General features: G+C 41.1%; 19 protein-coding genes. 15 read left to right on the top strand and 4 right to left on the bottom strand.

Annotation, left to right across the window (positions count from 1 at the left end):
* Positions 1 to 47: 47 nt before the first annotated feature.
* From P2W72_RS12920 to P2W72_RS12900, 5 genes are all read left to right on the top strand, one after another.
* Positions 48 to 1,262, top strand: coding sequence for a voltage-gated chloride channel family protein (locus P2W72_RS12920; RefSeq protein WP_276363240.1), 1,215 nt, complete (start codon positions 48 to 50; stop codon positions 1,260 to 1,262).
* 77 nt (positions 1,263 to 1,339) lie between these two features.
* Positions 1,340 to 2,425: a PAS domain-containing sensor histidine kinase gene (locus tag P2W72_RS12915; RefSeq protein ID WP_276363238.1), complete on the top strand. Its 1,086-nt coding sequence runs from the start codon at positions 1,340 to 1,342 to the stop codon at positions 2,423 to 2,425.
* A gap of 280 nt (positions 2,426 to 2,705) precedes the next feature.
* Positions 2,706 to 2,912: a DUF2892 domain-containing protein gene (locus P2W72_RS12910; RefSeq protein ID WP_276363236.1), complete on the top strand. Its 207-nt coding sequence runs from the start codon at positions 2,706 to 2,708 to the stop codon at positions 2,910 to 2,912.
* Between the two features lie 106 nt (positions 2,913 to 3,018).
* Positions 3,019 to 3,492, top strand: a complete 474-nt coding sequence (locus P2W72_RS12905; protein WP_276363234.1) for a DinB family protein — start codon at positions 3,019 to 3,021, stop codon at positions 3,490 to 3,492.
* A 40-nt stretch (positions 3,493 to 3,532) separates the two neighbouring features.
* On the top strand, positions 3,533 to 4,420 hold the full coding sequence (locus P2W72_RS12900) for an ATP cone domain-containing protein (protein WP_276363232.1): 888 nt from the start codon (positions 3,533 to 3,535) through the stop codon (positions 4,418 to 4,420).
* 46 nt (positions 4,421 to 4,466) lie between these two features.
* Here the strand turns inward: P2W72_RS12900 and P2W72_RS12895 are convergent, their stop codons facing one another.
* Genes P2W72_RS12895 through P2W72_RS12885 form a run of 3 tightly spaced genes read right to left on the bottom strand, consistent with a single transcriptional unit; the run spans position 4,467 to position 7,484 of the window.
* A complete protein-coding gene (locus P2W72_RS12895) occupies positions 4,467 to 5,147 on the bottom strand; it encodes an ABC transporter ATP-binding protein (RefSeq protein ID WP_276363230.1) in 681 nt (226 codons plus the stop codon).
* A 1-nt stretch (position 5,148) separates the two neighbouring features.
* Positions 5,149 to 6,408 carry an FtsX-like permease family protein gene (locus P2W72_RS12890; RefSeq protein ID WP_276363229.1) on the bottom strand — a complete coding sequence of 420 codons (1,260 nt, stop codon included), beginning with the start codon at positions 6,406 to 6,408 and terminating at the stop codon, positions 5,149 to 5,151.
* A complete protein-coding gene (locus P2W72_RS12885) occupies positions 6,408 to 7,484 on the bottom strand; it encodes an HlyD family efflux transporter periplasmic adaptor subunit (RefSeq protein ID WP_276363228.1) in 1,077 nt (358 codons plus the stop codon). The genes P2W72_RS12890 and P2W72_RS12885 overlap by 1 nt, the downstream gene beginning before the upstream one ends.
* 185 nt (positions 7,485 to 7,669) lie before the next feature.
* Between P2W72_RS12885 and P2W72_RS12880 the strand changes: the two genes are divergently transcribed.
* The 3 genes from P2W72_RS12880 (at position 7,670) to P2W72_RS12870 (ending at position 10,542) form a co-directional block, all read left to right on the top strand.
* Positions 7,670 to 7,843, top strand: coding sequence for a hypothetical protein (locus P2W72_RS12880; protein ID WP_276363227.1), 174 nt, complete (start codon positions 7,670 to 7,672; stop codon positions 7,841 to 7,843).
* 114 nt (positions 7,844 to 7,957) lie between these two features.
* A complete protein-coding gene (gene cls, locus P2W72_RS12875; protein WP_276363226.1) occupies positions 7,958 to 9,415 on the top strand; it encodes a cardiolipin synthase in 1,458 nt (485 codons plus the stop codon).
* A gap of 95 nt (positions 9,416 to 9,510) precedes the next feature.
* Positions 9,511 to 10,542 carry an LLM class flavin-dependent oxidoreductase gene (locus tag P2W72_RS12870; RefSeq protein WP_276363224.1) on the top strand — a complete coding sequence of 344 codons (1,032 nt, stop codon included), beginning with the start codon at positions 9,511 to 9,513 and terminating at the stop codon, positions 10,540 to 10,542.
* Positions 10,543 to 10,555: 13 nt separating this feature from the next.
* Here the strand turns inward: P2W72_RS12870 and P2W72_RS12865 are convergent, their stop codons facing one another.
* Complete coding sequence (locus P2W72_RS12865; protein WP_276363222.1) at positions 10,556 to 11,011, bottom strand: YciI family protein; 456 nt, start codon at positions 11,009 to 11,011, stop codon at positions 10,556 to 10,558.
* Between the two features lie 141 nt (positions 11,012 to 11,152).
* Between P2W72_RS12865 and P2W72_RS12860 the strand changes: the two genes are divergently transcribed.
* The 7 genes from P2W72_RS12860 (at position 11,153) to P2W72_RS12830 (ending at position 17,245) form a co-directional block, all read left to right on the top strand.
* Positions 11,153 to 12,274, top strand: coding sequence for an XdhC family protein (locus tag P2W72_RS12860; protein WP_276363220.1), 1,122 nt, complete (start codon positions 11,153 to 11,155; stop codon positions 12,272 to 12,274).
* A 4-nt stretch (positions 12,275 to 12,278) separates the two neighbouring features.
* Positions 12,279 to 12,887 carry a nucleotidyltransferase family protein gene (locus P2W72_RS12855; RefSeq protein ID WP_276363217.1) on the top strand — a complete coding sequence of 203 codons (609 nt, stop codon included), beginning with the start codon at positions 12,279 to 12,281 and terminating at the stop codon, positions 12,885 to 12,887.
* Between the two features lie 13 nt (positions 12,888 to 12,900).
* Complete coding sequence (gene moaA / locus P2W72_RS12850; RefSeq protein ID WP_276363215.1) at positions 12,901 to 13,881, top strand: GTP 3',8-cyclase MoaA; 981 nt, start codon at positions 12,901 to 12,903, stop codon at positions 13,879 to 13,881.
* A gap of 71 nt (positions 13,882 to 13,952) precedes the next feature.
* Positions 13,953 to 15,152, top strand: coding sequence for a gephyrin-like molybdotransferase Glp (gene glp / locus P2W72_RS12845; protein ID WP_276363213.1), 1,200 nt, complete (start codon positions 13,953 to 13,955; stop codon positions 15,150 to 15,152).
* Between the two features lie 4 nt (positions 15,153 to 15,156).
* Positions 15,157 to 15,888, top strand: coding sequence for a sulfite exporter TauE/SafE family protein (locus tag P2W72_RS12840; RefSeq protein WP_276363211.1), 732 nt, complete (start codon positions 15,157 to 15,159; stop codon positions 15,886 to 15,888).
* An 11-nt stretch (positions 15,889 to 15,899) separates the two neighbouring features.
* Complete coding sequence (locus P2W72_RS12835) at positions 15,900 to 16,133, top strand: MoaD/ThiS family protein (RefSeq protein WP_276363209.1); 234 nt, start codon at positions 15,900 to 15,902, stop codon at positions 16,131 to 16,133.
* Positions 16,134 to 16,135: 2 nt separating this feature from the next.
* Entirely contained in the window at positions 16,136 to 17,245 is a 1,110-nt protein-coding gene (locus tag P2W72_RS12830) for a HesA/MoeB/ThiF family protein (RefSeq protein WP_276363207.1), read from the top strand.

Below are 17,245 nucleotides of genomic sequence, written 5' to 3'. Positions count from 1 at the left end.
ATACACCAGACAAAAGTAACACAGGACTCATCCTTATCCTGAAATGGTTGCTGATTACCGCATTGGTGGGAATTCTTGCAGGAACAGCCTCAGCTCTTTTTCTTTACCTGCTGGATCTGTTTACCGCATTACGTGAAAGCAATTTATGGCTTATTGCACTTTTACCGTTTGCGGGATTGCTCATAGGCACAGCTTATCATTACTGGGGTGAAGAGGTAGTCAAAGGCAATAATCTGCTTTTTGACGAATACCAGAATCCAAAGAAAACTATTCCCTTTAAAATGGCCCCAATGGTATTGCTGGGCACTCTGATTACTCACCTCTTCGGGGGCTCTGCCGGTCGTGAAGGCACAGCCGTTCAGATGGCTGCCGCAATTTCAGATCAGTTCAGCAGGTTCTTTAAACCCGAAGCAGACGACCGGAAAATGCTGATCATTATTGGTATCAGTGCAGGTTTTGCTTCTGTTTTTGGCACTCCATGGGCAGGGGCCGTATTTGCAATTGAAGTACTTGTACATGGAAAAATCAGATATAAAGCTATTATTCCTGCATTACTATCCGCATTTATTGCCGACTATACCTGTACAGCATGGAATATCAGTCATACTCATTACACCATCCCGTCAGTACCTGAAATCAGTATTCAGAATATGGCAATGGCCGCATCGGCAGGCATCATTTTCGGATTAACAGCTTTCTTATTCACAGTATCTAACCGTTTCTGGGCAAGCACCTTTAAGAGCACAATTCCATTTGCACCATTCAGACCACTTACTGGGGGTATTTTTATAGCCATTGCGGTATGGTTGCTGGGTAATACCCGGTACATCGGACTTGGAGTACCCATTATTCAGCAGGCTTTTACAGAAAACCTGAATAGCTACGATTTTCTGATGAAGATCCTGTTTACAACTTTTACGATCGGTGCAGGATTCAAGGGGGGCGAGGTTACTCCCCTTTTCTACATAGGTGCCGCTCTGGGGAATACCCTGGTTTGGATATTTCCGCTTCCTACGGCACTGCTTGCCGGAATGGGCTTTGTAGCAGTTTTTGCCGGAACAACCAATACTCCTCTGGCATGTGCAATTATGGGAATAGAACTGTTTGGCTTCGAAAGCGCTCCATTTATTGTCCCGGCCTGCTACATCTCCAGCCTGTTTTCAGGTCCGTCCGGGATATATTCTTCACAAAAGATCGGCGGACTAAAACTTATGGTTTATGAAAGACTGAACCTGATCAAAAAACAGTCATTATCCTCATAATTAACAATATTTAAGCTTTTTGTTTCCGGTTCCGTTATTTTTTTATTTAAGTTTGTTTAACATTTACCGTGTTTAACATGCAGGAGCAAGCTTTAGGTATTGACCCTTCATATAAGTTTGAGAATTTCTTCAAATTATCTCCCGACCTTTTATGCATAGCCGGATTTGACGGCTATTTTAAACGGATTAATCCCGCTGTGTCTGAACAATTGGGCTATTCCATTGAAGAACTTAGCTCAAGGCCTATTACTTCATTCGTTCATCCAGACGATCGTGAACAAACTAAACTCCTGCAAACCAAACTCAGCAACAGTAATCCTGTACTGAACTTTGAGAACCGTTATCTGACCAAAGACGGCAGAGTAATCTGGTTATCGTGGACATCCATTCCTGTACCTGAAGACAAGCTCGTATATGCAATTGCAAAAAACATCACTGAGAAAAAGCAGCTGGAAGAAGAACGTAATCAGCATCTGGCTAATTTAACCCAGGTTCACCAGGATCTTAAGCAGTTCAGCTATACCACATCCCATGATCTGCGATCGCCGGTCAACAACCTGCTTTCAATTATTAACCTTCTGGATGAATTCAATATTACTGATGAAAATATTCAGAAGTATCTTTCATTCCTGAAATCATCTGCGCAAAACCTGAACGATACCCTGAACAATTCTGTTGATGTGATGATTCAGAAGGATAAACTGAACGTAAAAATTGAGGAACTGAACCTGAAGGAAAACCTCAACCGTGTTCTGGGCTCCATACAGTCTCATATTCAAAATTCAAAAGTTAAAATTGATGCTGATTTCTCTGAGCTGGAAAGCATAAATTTCAATAAAGCTTACCTGGAAAGTATCTTCCTGAATCTGGTTACAAATTCCATCAAATATGCTCAGCCTGAATTAACGCCTGTTATCAAAATCAAATCAAAAAAGACAGATAATGGTTGCCAGATCATATTTACAGACAACGGCATGGGCTTTGACATGGAAAAAGTGAAAGATAAAGTTTTCGGATTGCACCAGAAGTTTCACAATCACAGCGACAGCAAAGGCATCGGACTTTACCTCATCTACAACCATATAACAAGCCTCGGAGGTCGTATTACATTGGATAGCCAGGTCAATCATGGTTCTACCTTTACCCTGTATTTCAGAGCTTAATCAAAGAAGAAATAAAGGAGTAAATTTCATCCGTTTATTTTACTTGTTGGATGGAACCTTTGCTGATTAAACCCCGAAGGGCTCATGACTGCAAAAACAGCATCCAAAAGTCGGGACATTATCTTGTGTGCTTCCTGGTTATTTTAAACATGCCGGTTTCATCTTAAAAGGCAAGCGGCAACCCTGTCTCTTATCTCCATCATCTGTTTGAAAATTAAGCATATACAAATTATTTCTGTTGAAAAAATTGTATATTTAATCTAAACCAACACAAAAAAATATGAAAGCTAACGTAGGTAGTACCGACAAAATCATCAGAATTATCGCAGCTATTATTATTGCCGTTCTGTATTATACCGGACAAATTTCAGGAACTATTGGCATCGTGCTTCTTGTTCTTGGGGCCGTATTAGTTCTAACCAGTTTGGTTAACTTTTGCCCGCTTTACATGTTATTCCGAATTTCAACCAAAGCTGAGCAGAAATAAACATTTGATTTTCCTGCCCGCTATTAACTGAACAGAAAATAATTTTATTCTGAAAACTATTTTCTGCTTTTTCCGTAGAAGAAAAGCGGGAAAGTCTATTTCTATTATGAATAAATATCAACAATTTATAAGCCTCTGGGAAGAGGGAAGAACTCGTTTTTCAAAATTATTAAGCGATCTGACAGAGGAGGATCTTGGAAAAAAGCTCGCTCCGGCTCCAAATTCAGTCGGGTTTCTGATCAGACATATTGGCGATGTAGAGCTCTTATTTGCAAAAAATGTTTTCAATTACGAAGGTGTTAAGGTGCATGCAAAAACCGTAATTGCACAAAAGGATACAGGCGAATGGACTAACCTGGCCGAACTTCTGGCCTATGACCAGCTGGCCTATGAATCGCTTAAGGCTGCTATCCTCGCTCACGATGAGGAAGCATGGGAAGAATGTGTCATCACCAAAGAGTTTGGAACCAAGACCAAGGCCGAATCTCTTGGACGTATCATCACTCATACAGCATATCATGCCGGTCAGCTGGCAATGATCCTGAAATACGGCCGCTTAACGACTGAGCAGACGCTTTGATTCGAAGAGAACTCTGTCTTACGTAATTTGATCTGTATATTTGAATTATACAGAAAACAGCACAGGTAGCAGTATGAACAAACCTCAGGAAATTTACGTAACAAAGATGTCGGGAGAAAAAGTACTTTTTGACGAAAAAAGACTTAAAAACTCCCTGAAGCGATCTAATGCCGATCCGGATACCATTGAAGAGGTTGTAGAAAAAATCAAAACTGAACTTTACGATCTCATACCAACCCGTGAGATCTACCGCATCGCATTTTCAATGCTGAGAAAAAAATCAGGCTCATCGGCATCCAGGTATAAACTTAAACGGGCAATCCTGGAATTGGGACCAAGTGGTTTTCCATTCGAAAAATACATCAGTGAGCTGTTAAAATTCAGGAACTACGAAACCAGAGTCGGAGAAATTGTGAAGGGGCATTGCGTTAGCCATGAGATTGATATCATCGCCAATAAAGAAGATCGTCATCTGATCATCGAATGTAAATTTCACAGTGATCAGCGTCGCTTCTGTGATGTCAAAGTGCCTTTATACATTCATTCAAGATTTAAGGATGTGGAGTCTGAGTTAAAAAAGAAGAAAGAGTTTGGGCATAAAACCATACTGGGAGGATTGGTAACCAATACCCGCTTTTCGGCTGATGCATTGCAATACGGCCAATGCATGGGCATGTTCATGCTGAGCTGGGACTATCCCGGTGAAAAAAGCCTAAAATCTGTTATCGACCGATCGGGTTTACATCCTGTAACCAGTTTACTGACCATCACAATGGATGAAAAAACACAGCTGCTTACTCAAGGTATAGTCTTATGTAAAAGTCTGGCGGAAAATCCTGACATTTTGAAAAATATGCGCATTTCTCCTAACAGAATCCAAAAAATACTGCAGGAGGTACGAGACATCTGCGAATGTAAACCTCAGTAATTCATTCAAACCATCAGATCAAATTGTTGAAGTTCTGAGAGACCATTCAATGAGAAATAATTCTGCCATCCTCCATCTCGATAATACGATTGGTGCGTGAAGCAAACTCATTATCGTGCGTAACAATGAGCAATGACTGAAGGTAGACTTCGGCAAGTTCTTTAAAAATATCAAAGACAATTTCGCTGTTTTTCTTATCCAGGTTCCCTGTTGGTTCATCTCCCATGATAATCAGTGGATCATTGATCAGTGCACGGGCAATAGCGACACGCTGCTTTTGTCCGCCAGACAGCTGATTCGGTTTCTTCAAAGCTTCTGCTTCAATCCCCAGAATCCTCAGCTTTTCATATGCCCTGTGTTCAAGTTCATCTTCGGGATATTTACCCAGTTTCAAAGCCGGTAGCATCACATTCTTTAATACAGAAAATTCATTCAGCAAATAATGAAACTGAAAGACAAAGCCTATTTTCTCGTTTCTGATCAGGGCTAGATCTGCTTCCTGCTTTCCTGACATGCTTATTCCGTCTATCAGTATTTCGCCCTGATAGTCGGTATCCATAGTTGACATGATGTATAAAAGAGTGGATTTACCGCAGCCGGATTTACCAGTGATGGAAACAAACTCTCCCTTGTTTAGCGAGAAACTGACATCATTCAGAACCTGTACAGTTATGGGATCGTGGAAATATTTATTGACATGTCTGGCTTCCAGTATTTTCTGACTCATTTTATTTCCCTCTGATAATGATTACCGGATCTACCCTGCTTGCTTTTCGCGATGGTAAATACCCGGCCAAATATGTTGTAAGCAAGGAAAAACAAATCCCGATCATATAAAACCGGGGATTATAATTGATGGGATAGGTTTTAATTGTTGGCAAGGATGCCGTATTAAATGGAATCTGATCAATAATCAGCGACAGACTGAAACCAAGGATAAGACCAAGCAAACCGCCCAATATCCCAATACTAAGAGCAATACTGGTAAAAATCCGGTTCACATCTTTACCAGAAAATCCTGTTGCTTTCAGAATTGCAATTGAATCCATTTTCTCATAGATCATCATGTTCAGGATATTATAGATCCCAAAGCCGGCAACAATCAAAAGGGTTATACCTACTGCATAAGAAATGATCGAACGAACTGAACTTCCGGTTTCAAACTGCGAGTTGGCTGTTTGAATATCTACAGCGTCTACATCAAACAATTTTCCGTATTCTCTGGCAATCTGCGGTGCCATTGTGATATCCTTAAGCTTAATCTGTATATCGGTTATATAGTTTACTGACTCGCCGAGTAATTTCTGGGTAGTGATAATCGATGCATAACTCTGAGTATTGTCTGCATCCTGCAAACCCGACTGAAAGATTCCCACTACTTTGAGCTGAGTTCTCTCGCCCCTTGAAGTGGTTAACTGAATAACATCTCCGATTGAAGCCAGCATCTTGCCGGCCAATCCCTTACCAAGCATGATGCTGTTCGGTGTATTTTTCAGATCGATATAATCACCTTCAACTACATAGTCCTGAAAATTAAACAAGCTATTTTCAGCTTCCACATCAATGCCGTTAACAGCACCCGTTAAATCGATCACACCAACATTATAAAACACCTGCGTGGTAATTTTAGGAGCAATTCCCAAAACGCGATTATCGGATTTCAGGAAATTCATTATCGCCATATTATTATAGATCTCAGGCCGCTCCTGCTTTGGCTTAACCGATTTTACAAAATTGTGATATGACTTATGTGTATCAGACATATCAATCGGTTGATCTGCCGTTGGCTGAATTTCATTGTAGAGGCGTATATGAGGGGTACGGTTCAGGATAAGCCCATCCAGAAGGTCGTTCAAACCCGACATAAAGCTTAACAAACTAACAAACATCGCAATGCCAAAGGTAACTCCAAAAGCAGCCACCATCGTTTGCCTCCAGCGGGCTAACATCAGTGATCTGGCGATAGAAAAAATCAGTTTAAAGTTCATTATTCAGGCAGGATCAATTCATCTGTTTCACGCAGCCCTTCAAGAATTTCTACTTTTTTATAATCTTTCAACCCGATTTTTACACGCTGGGTATCTCCACCCGCTTTCAGGACCAGGGAATCCTTAAAAACATAATTGCGTGGAATCAGCAATGCTTTATCTTTTGTCTGAATCAGTATACTCGCCTCGAAGCTGGTGTTGGGAAATAAATGTTCCGGTATTTGTACAAACTCCGCCTCTACGGTAAAAGTTTGTGTACGCTCGTTCATCAAAGGGTTAAGGCGTGTCAGCACCGCTTCAAATACCCGGTCATTATAACTGTCGAGTTTCACCAGCACTTTCATCCCCTGCCTGACCAGCAGAATATCTTTTTCGTCGATCTGCATTTCCAGAATAAAGTCTTTTGAACTGCCAATAACTGCCAGCGGATTCTGGGGTCCTACGATCTCGCCTACCGACCTGTTAATACTGTAAACAATACCATCCATCTCGCTTCTGAGCACAAAATCAGATGAGAGAGTCTGTGAAATCGATAAATTTCCCTTTGCCTGAGATGAAGCAAAACTAAGCTGACGTTTCAGCTCATTATACCGGATAATGGCATTACTATAGGCATTCCCGGAATTGAGGTAAGCAAGTTCACGCTGTTCGAGTTCATTTTTAGATCCAACCTGCTGATCCCACAGATTTTTCTGGCGATGATAAATCGCCGAATCATTTTTCATCTTACTTCGGGTAAGATCAATCTGGGAGGCGGCTTCATGAAGCTTGTCCTTATTTGCAGCAAGGTCATTATAATCTGCTGCCAGCCTGGCATTCTCGGCATTTAACTGTTGAACTTCATTCGAAATTCTCAGTATCGGATCGCCTTTTTTTAGCGTATCCCCCTCATCAACAAAAATCTCCTCAATAATACCATTAACGGTTGCAAATGCCTGATACTGTCCCTTGCTTTTCAAAGTTCCCGAGGCATAAACAGATTCCGAAATCGGCTGAATCTCAGGCCTGATTCTTTCATCAGAACTGCTGCAGGAATAAAGCAGCACAGAAAAGGCAATAAATACGCTAAACCTCATGGAACAATTTTAAACACAAAAATAAAACTAAAATTCAGTTCAAAATATGACCTTAGTCTCTTATTTAACGGTTAATATCGTGTAATATTCAATTTCTGTTTGAATCAAATCATTAAATAAAAAAATTCACCTGCCCGACAGTTAAAATTAATCAGCAAAAAATCTAATCATAATAATCTCAGCTTATGTTTATCGGACATTTCGGAATCGGATTTGCAGCAAAAAACAATTCCGGCAAATACGGTCTGATTGCACTGATCTTATTTCTGGTGATTATTCAGGCCGGAAATATAATGGGTCCTCCGCCTCCTGATGTTGAAATGATCGCCTGGGCGGTAATTTACAGTGGTTGTTTGTAATTATGGCCTTTTATATAGACAGGAACAGAGTAACTGCACATAATTTGTAGTGAATCAACTTTGGGATTAAGCTAAATATCTTATCTTCATCAGGTAATTCAGCATAGCCCTGGTATGAGTCTTCTGCATTTTATACAGATTATCTATTTGCTCATTCTAAGCATTGTTTGTGTCAGAATTATATATGACACACGAAATAACACCAAAACACTTGCCTACCTCCTGTTTGCCATCTTTGCTCCCTTCGTTGGCATGGCATTTTACTTTTTGTTCGGCATTAACTACCGGACCAGAAAAATGTACAGCAAAAAGCTGATCAGCAATACCGAGCTTGCAGAAAAGCTTAAGAAATTTATCCACAGCTACTCTAAACAAACCTTCGATGAAGGAGATGATGCGGTGAAAAATTATGAGGAGCTTGCAAATATGTTGTTAAAAGACAGTACAAGTCCGCTAACCTCAAATAATGCTGTAAAACTGCTGCTGAATGGAGAAAATAAATTCCCTGAACTGATCAGGGCGCTGAAAACTGCAAAAGAGCATATCCACATTGAATATTATATAGTGGAAGATGATGAAAGCGGAAAGGAAATTGAGTCAATACTGATACAGAAAGTAAAAGAAGGCGTTGCGGTAAAATTCATTTATGACGATTATGGCAGCCGCTCAATACGTAACACCCTTGTACACCGGCTTAGAGCAGCCGGAGTTAAGGCCTTCCCATTTTTCAAGGTCCGTTTTGTTACTCTGGCCAACCGGCTAAACTACAGAAATCATAGAAAAATAGTGGTAATTGACGGAGTTACAGCTTTTATCGGCGGTATTAATATCAGCGACCGCTATATTAACACTTTTGAAAAGCCCGGTAAAATATACTGGCGTGATACACATCTTCGCATCGATGGCCCGGGGGTACAATACCTTCAGTATCTGTTTCTTTGCGACTGGAATTTCTGCGCCGATGTTCAGCTTGAACCTGATAATAAACTATTCCCTCCTCTTGGCAGCATTCCGAAAACCGGGAACAAGATTGTGCAGATTGCTGCCGGCGGACCAGATTCAGGCACTCCGGTCATATTATATTCCATCTTGCAGGCAATCAACCTCGCCACCAAAGAGATTCTGATCAGTACCCCATACTTTATTCCCAATGAGAGTTTGCTCGATGCACTTACCATAGCATCACTTGGCGGGGTTAAGATTAAAATTATTTTACCGCTAAAATCAGATTCATCTATTGTTGATCTTGCCGTTCAATCCTATTACAGCGACCTTCTAAGTGCCGGCATTGAAGTATACCGCTATCAAAGAGGCTTTATCCATGCAAAAACAATGGTATTTGACCAGCAGCTGGGTATGATCGGAACATCAAATATGGATATCAGAAGCTTTGATCTGAACTTCGAAGTAAATGCCATTATTTACGACAAGGAAGTAGCAGAAATTCTTCATAATCATTTTAAGGAAGATCTTAAATATTCAATCAGGCTGGAAGCAGAGGAATGGAACAAGCGTCCGGGCTATAAAAAGCTGAAAGAAAAAGCTGTCAGATTGATCTCCCCCCTGCTTTAATTTGACCGGCTGCTTACAATTCAGATCAGGAAAAATATCAGGCGGGAAATTTAAAATGCGAAATTTGTCCGAAAGAACAAAACCAAAATCCTCATATGGAATTAGGACTCTACACATTTGCTGATATGCGGCCGGATGCTCTAAACCGCAGCCAAAATACCAACCAGCGAATAAAAGATCTTCTCGAAGAAATTGAACTTGCCGACCAGCTTGGTCTGGATGTGTTTGGGATTGGCGAACACCATCGCCCGGATTATGCCGTTTCGGCGCCAGCCATTATTCTTGCAGCAGCAGCTGTAAAAACTAAAACAATCAGGCTAAGCAGTGCAGTAACCGTTCTTAGCTCGGATGACCCGGTAAGAGTATTTCAGGATTTTGCTACAGTTGACCAGTTATCTTCAGGAAGGGCTGAAATCATGGTTGGCCGGGGTTCATTCATTGAATCCTATCCCCTTTTTGGCTATGACCTGAGTGATTATGATGAACTTTTTTCAGAGAAGCTGGAACTGCTTTTAAAGCTAAATCAAACTGATATATTGAGCTGGAAAGGAAAGCACAGACCTTCATTTGAAAACAAGGGAGTTTACCCAAGGCCATTCCAAAACTCGCTGCCTGTCTGGATAGCTGCAGGAGGCACGCCTGCATCAGCAGTGAGGGCTGCAAATTTGAAATTACCACTTGCATTAGCCATTATAGGAGGTATGCCCGGGCAGTTTGTGCCATTCATCAAACTGTACCGTCAAACTGCTGAACGAAATGGACAAAATCCTGATGAATTGCAGGTAAGTATCAATTCTCATGTTTACATTGCTGAGAATTCAAACCAGGCTGCTGATGAATTATACCCGGCTTATGCTACAATGATGAATCGGATAGGTCAGGAAAGAGGCTGGTCGCCTTTGAGCAGACAGCAGTTCGAATATTCACGATCTCCAAAAGGTGCACTGCTTGCCGGAAGTCCGCAGGAAGTGATTGATAAAATACTTTACGAACATGAGCTATTCGGCAATACCCGCTTCCTTGCTCAAATGAGCATGGGCAATATACCTCATCATAAAATACTGAAATCGATTGAACTTTACGGAAACATTGTAGCTCCGGCGGTTAGAAAAGCACTCGGAAAATAAGCATTGAAAAAAATTACATCTTTTTCTTTCCCACCATTTCGTGATACTCCAGATATTTTGCCAAAGCAGCTGATCCGTACCATTGGTATAGCTCCGTATCCAGGAGTTTGGCCTTCACGGCGGGATCTGTTTCCAAAAGTGCTGCTGCCTCTTCCAGGCTTGCTGCATTCAGAATAAATATTCCGCGATAGTTCTTATCATTCTTCTTCATTGGTCCGGCAACAAGAAGTTTTCCTGAGTCTGCAAGTCTGCCGATATTCTTCATATGCCCTCTGAACAAGCTATCTGTCGCTGCTTTATCGGCGCTTACCGGTCCTGTTTTAAGTATTACAAAAACATACATTTTCATGCCATAATCATCTGCACCCAATGATTCAGCCATTGCTTTATTATATTTTGGATTTTCACTTTGCGCCATAGCAGACAAGGAAAAGACACAAAGAAGAATCAGCAGAAAGAGTCTGTTCATCATCAGAAATTAAGAATTAACAATCCATCTCTAATCTAACAAATTCATCCAAATTATTGTAATTTCAAACCGGCTTAAGCGTTTATTTAAATTGGATTGTTTAGAATATTCAGACATTTTAAGCCAAGCTGTGTTAATAAAATGAAAGAGATAAAAGCTATAGTTAAAGCTTACGATGAGACCGATAAAGACAGTCTGCATGCGGCATTGGCAACAGTTGTTCGGGTGGAAGGTTCATCCTACCGTCGCACAGGTGCACGTATGCTGGTTCTTGATAACGGAACCTGGGTAGGCGGAATCAGTGGGGGCTGTCTGGAGGGCGATGCGCTCAAACGTGCGCGATTAGCTATCAACAATTCAAAATCTACCCTGATCACTTATGATACCAGTGAAGATGATCCTCATCAGATTGGGGTTGGCTTAGGCTGTAACGGTATTATTGACGTATTGTTTACACCTCTTGATTTCAATAATCCTGATAATCCGGTAGAAATATTAAAGTCATGTATCAGGGCCAACCGCGATACCCATATCCTGATTACGATCACAAAGTTGAATGGCAACTGGGGAAATCTGCTAGCGGGACAAGTGATCAAATACACCGGATCAGACAGTCTTAACACATTCGAAGATCCCGGTCTGAAAGATCGGTTAAACAAGGCTGCCGAACTTCAGATTTCTAAAAACACATCCAATTCATTCCATTACGAATCGCAGGATGGAAGAAGTGCTGACATGTTTATTGAGATCCTGCCGCCTGAAATCCATGTCGTTCTGATCGGTCATCAGTATGATGTTTATCCGATGAGTCGTTTGCTTAAGGAGCTTGGGTGGAGAGTCAGTATCGTTGCTGAACTTATAAAAGTTAATACAAAAATCAGGGCTATTGCCGATGAGATACGACCGGTTTCAGAATTTTCTGAACTGCTTGTTGATGAGCATACTGCAATTATCCTGATGTCGCATGATTATAAAACTGATAAGCGAAATCTACCCATGGTACTGAGGTCAAATGCCCCATTTATTGGAATGCTTGGTCCGCGACTGCGCTCAGAAAAAATATGGAAAGAACTCGCCGAAGAAAACAATCCTGTTTCTGAAACAGATATGCAGCGCATTTATGCTCCTCTCGGTCTTGATATTGGTGCTGTCATGCCGGAAGAGATTGCCTTATCGCTTGCGGCAGGTATCAGAGCAGCATTTTCAGGAAGAGATGGGCAGTTCCTGAAATTCAGACAAAGTCCCATACATCCCAGAAACTAAACCCATGCCTGATCAAGCTCAAACTGAGGAAAATATTGCCATCATTATTCTGGCTGCAGGACGGTCTTCCCGTTTGGGAAGCCCCAAGCAGCTTTTGGAATACAGGGGTACAAGCCTGCTTCAGCACAGTATTGATGCTGCTACCGGAAGTATGGCATCCTCTGTAATAATTATCCTGGGTTCAGACAAAGAAAATATAGAAAAACAACTCAACAGAGAGCAGATTATCATTACAGAAAACCCGGACTGGGAGAGTGGAATGGCCTCTTCAATCAGGTGCGGGATCAATGAGATTCTGAACAGTTTTAGTAAAACGGATGCGGCAATCATCATGGTTTGCGATCAGCCCTATGTCAGTTCAGATCTGTTAAACGAATTAATTCTCGCTCATCAGACAAGCGGAAAAGCCATTATTGCCAGCAGTTATGATAATATACTGGGTACTCCTGCGCTATTTCATAAAAGCATGTTTCATGAGCTCATGGCATTGAAAGGAGACAAAGGTGCAAGAGTACTGTTCAATAAATTTCATGATCAAACCGGATCTATTGATTTTAAGGATGGGCGTATCGATATTGATACCAGCGAAAATTATAAGAATTTAGCTAAATAGCGTACTTTTAACCATGCTCATTGATTCATATAATCGGGTTCATAATTACCTCAGGATCTCTTTAACGGATAACTGCAACTTACGCTGCTTTTACTGCATGCCTGAGGAAAACTATGAATTTACCCCCCATTCAAGGCTGATGCAGCCCGATGAGATTGAATCACTTGCAAGGCTTTTCGTTGAGAATGGTGTAAATAAGATCCGCCTGACAGGTGGTGAACCATTGGTAAGAAAAGATGCTGCCGACATTATACTTCGACTGGCTAAGCTCCCTGTAAAGCTGACTCTTACTACCAATGCAACCCGTCTTCATGATTTTGTGGATGTTCTTGAACAGGCAAAAGTAAAATCGCTAAACATTAGTCTGGATACCCTTGATCCCGGCAAATTCAGTATCATTACCCGCAGAGACAGTTTTCAGAAGGTGATGGATAACATCAATCTGATGATCAGCAGAAACTTTCATGTCAAAGTAAATGTAGTGGTAATGAAGGGGATGAATGATCATGAAATCAATGATTTTATTGCCTGGACAAAAGATGTTCCGGTGCATGTACGTTTCATTGAGTTTATGCCATTTGAAGGTAACCGCTGGACCAGCAATCAGGTGTTTACCTGGACTGAAATGCTCGACGAAATTGGAAAGCAATTTCATGCAATACCCATACAGGGTGATAAGCATGATACGGCAAAAAAATACGCTATTGAAGGTCATAAAGGAACCTTTGCCATTATCAGTACAATGAGTTCTCCTTTCTGTGCAGGATGCAATCGTATGCGGCTCACCGCTGACGGAAAAATGAAAAACTGCCTCTTCTCTGAAAAAGAAAATGACCTGCTGAGTGCGCTTAGAAACGGTGAAGATGTATTGACTCTGATCAAAGCGAGTATTGCCACAAAAGCTAAGGAGCTTGGCGGACAGTTCAGCAAAGATTTTGAAAAAATCCATACAGAAGATCTGCACAACAGAAGCATGATCAGCATTGGCGGATAAGAGGTATTGTCCCGATTGCTAATCCCCTATTTTTTATCGAAATTCACATTTATTTAGCAAATTCATAAGAAATGTCGGCAGAATTCATTGAGGTTTCAGAGGCAAAAAAATTGATCAGGGAGCATATTATCCCCCCTGATCCTGTAAAGGTTTCAATTGCCGCAGCAGCAGGACTGATCCTTGCTGAAGATGTTTATGCATTAACAGATGTTCCTCCGTTCAATCAATCTTCAATGGATGGTTATGCCCTGAACTTTGAAGGATGGAAGCAAAATAAAGCACTTAAAATTGAAGGTCTTGCTCAGGCCGGCCTTGCTGAACAAAGTCCGTTGCACATTCAAAACACCTGCAGAATCTTTACAGGTGCCGCAGTTCCTCCGGGAGCCGACACAGTAGTAATGCAGGAAAAGGTTGATATTCTGGATGGAAAACTGATCATAAAAGACCCTGATTTATCTGTAGGCCAGAATGTAAGAATTCAGGGATCAGATGCAAAAAAGGGCGAACTGGCATTGGAAAAAGGCTGTTTACTGAATGCCCCTGCAATTGGTTTTCTGGCCGGTTTAGGTATTCATGAACTGATGGTCTATCCGGGACCAACTATCAGTATCATCCTTACAGGCAATGAACTTCAGCAACCCGGACTCCCCCTCGCCTACGGACAAGTGTACGAATCCAATTCCTATGCTTTAAATGCTGCTATCAGAGAAGCCGGAATATTGAATGTGGATGTATTTTCAGCTGAAGACGATCTTAAGGTTCTGATTGAAATATTAGGAATTGCCATGGAACAAAGCAATCTGATATTGCTGACGGGTGGCGTAAGTGTGGGGGATTATGATTTTGTGATTCGTGCGGCTGAAGCAAACGGCATAGAACAGATATTTCATAAGATCAAACAAAAACCAGGTAAACCGATCTATTTTGGCAAAAAAGGCAATAAATATATTTTCGGCCTGCCCGGAAACCCTGCTTCAGTATTGAGCTGTTTTTATGAATATGTGTATCCGGCTATGAGTCTGCTGAGTAATCGGGAAAAAGATCTGAAAAAGATAACCGGAATTCTGGAAACAGGCATGAAAAAACCGGCAGGAATTACCCATTTCCTGAAAGCTTATTTCGATGGAAAATATGTAAAAGACCTTAAAGCACAGGAGTCATTCAGGCTAAGTTCATTTGCAAAAGCCAACTGCCTGATTAAACTCGACGAAGATCGTACAGAATACAAGGCCGGAGAAGAAGTAGAAATTCACATTTTACCTTCATTCTGAAACAATGGAAAGTATTTATATTTTTTACATACTACTATTTATCGTTGCTTTTCTATACGCATCGGTAGGACACGGTGGTGCCAGCGGGTATCTTGCCTTAATGGCAATATATGCCGTCTCACCTGATGTCATGAAGCCTACAGCCCTCATGCTTAACCTTTTTGTGTCATTAACTTCTTTCATTCAGTTTTACAGAGGCAAACACTTTAAATGGAATATTTTTCTTCCATTGGCACTTGCTTCAATTCCAATGGCATTTGCAGGGGGACTGATCAGTATTCAGGCTGATTTTTACAAAAAGATACTGGGATTACTCCTCATTATTCCTGTGATTCGCTTTCTGTTTTTTTCGAATGTGCGTATCGAAGAGATCAGGAAAAATAATATTTACCTTTCCATTCTTATTGGTTCGGTCATCGGATTTCTATCAGGGTTGATTGGAATTGGCGGAGGGATCATTCTATCGCCGGTCTTACTCTTACTAAAATGGACCGATCAAAAGCAAACTGCTGCCATCAGTGCCCTGTTCATCTTTGTCAATTCTTTTTCAGGATTAGCCGGACATATGACCAAAGGTATTGAGCTCAGTCCGGATATGTTCAGCTATGTAAGCATTGCCTTTGCCGGTGGGCTATGCGGTTCTTATTTCGGATCCCTGAAATTTAACCAGAACATCCTGAAAAACACCCTGGCTCTTGTTTTACTCGTAGCAGGTATTAAACTTATTCTAACCTAATAAAAAACACGATGCAGGTACAGGTAATGATTTTCGGACAACTTACAGATATCACAGGTAAATCAGAGCTGATGCTTTATGATATACCCGATACAGATACGTTAATCCGGACTCTGCTATCAATATATCCCGCTTTATCAGATACTAAATTTGCAATCGCTCTTAATAAAAAAGTAATACGGGAAAATACATTGCTTGAAGGAGATAATAACATTGCTTTACTTCCGCCCTTTTCAGGAGGTTAATCATGAAAACTAAAAACGAAAGATATCAGCGTCAGATTTCACTGAAAGAGCTTGGCGAAGGTGGGCAGCAAAAGTTGAAGAATGCACGTGTTCTGGTAATTGGCGCAGGCGGACTGGGTTGCCCTGCCTTACTCTATCTTGCCGGCGCAGGTATTGGAAAGCTAGGCATTGTTGATTTTGATTTGGTATCCCTTAGCAATCTCCATCGTCAGATATTATTTTCTGTAAGCGACATCGGACTTTCAAAGGCATTAAGAGCAGGAGATATTCTGGAGCAAAACAATCCGGAAATAGAAATGCACATTTTCAACAAAAGACTGAATAATTCTAATGCCCTTGAAATACTATCGGGGTTTGACATCATACTGGATGGAACTGATAATTTTGCAAGCAGGTATTTGATCAATGATGCTTGTGTCTTACTGAACAAAACATTGGTTTATGGAGCTATTTCCAGATTTGAAGGTCAGGTTTCGGTTTTTAATTCTCCCCTCTCAGCAAATACAGCGGTCAATTACCGCGACCTGTTCCCTGAAGCGCCCTCAGACGGTGAAGTCCTGAATTGTGAAGAGGCAGGAGTGATTGGAGTTCTTCCCGGGATTATTGGAACCATGATGGCTAATGAAACCATCAAACTGATTACCGGCATCGGCGAACCTCTGATTGACCGTTTGCTAACCTATAATTCGCTGAACAATCAGTTTTTTGAAATGGATTTGTCGGCTTTGGCCGAAACCGCAAAGCTGATTCCTTCAAATGCCGATGAATTCAGGTCGTTCAATTATGACTGGTTCTGTTCTTTAAGCCCGGCAAATGAGCTTAATCATGAGGAATTTGAGGCTATGCATCAGGATAAAAAAATACAAATCATAGATGTTCGCGAATCAGATGAAGAAGCTCTTAAAGATGGCTTTAGCCATATAAAAATACCTCTTAGCCGTTTAAAAACCCAAATCCCGGATATTCATGCCGAAACCATTGTACTGTTTTGTCAAAGTGGGAAACGCAGTGCAGGTGCTGCAGAGCTGCTTACAAAACACTTTGGCAAATCAAAAAAAGTATATAGCCTGAAAGATGGACTTACAGGTTGGCAAAAATTCAAAGAATACTAA

It is taken from the genome of Daejeonella sp. H1SJ63 (genome assembly GCF_029360775.1).
In the GTDB taxonomy this organism is placed as follows: Bacteria; Bacteroidota; Bacteroidia; order Sphingobacteriales; family Sphingobacteriaceae; genus Daejeonella.
Note: the sequence above shows the minus strand (reverse complement) of the source record. Positions and strands in the feature narration are given on the sequence as shown.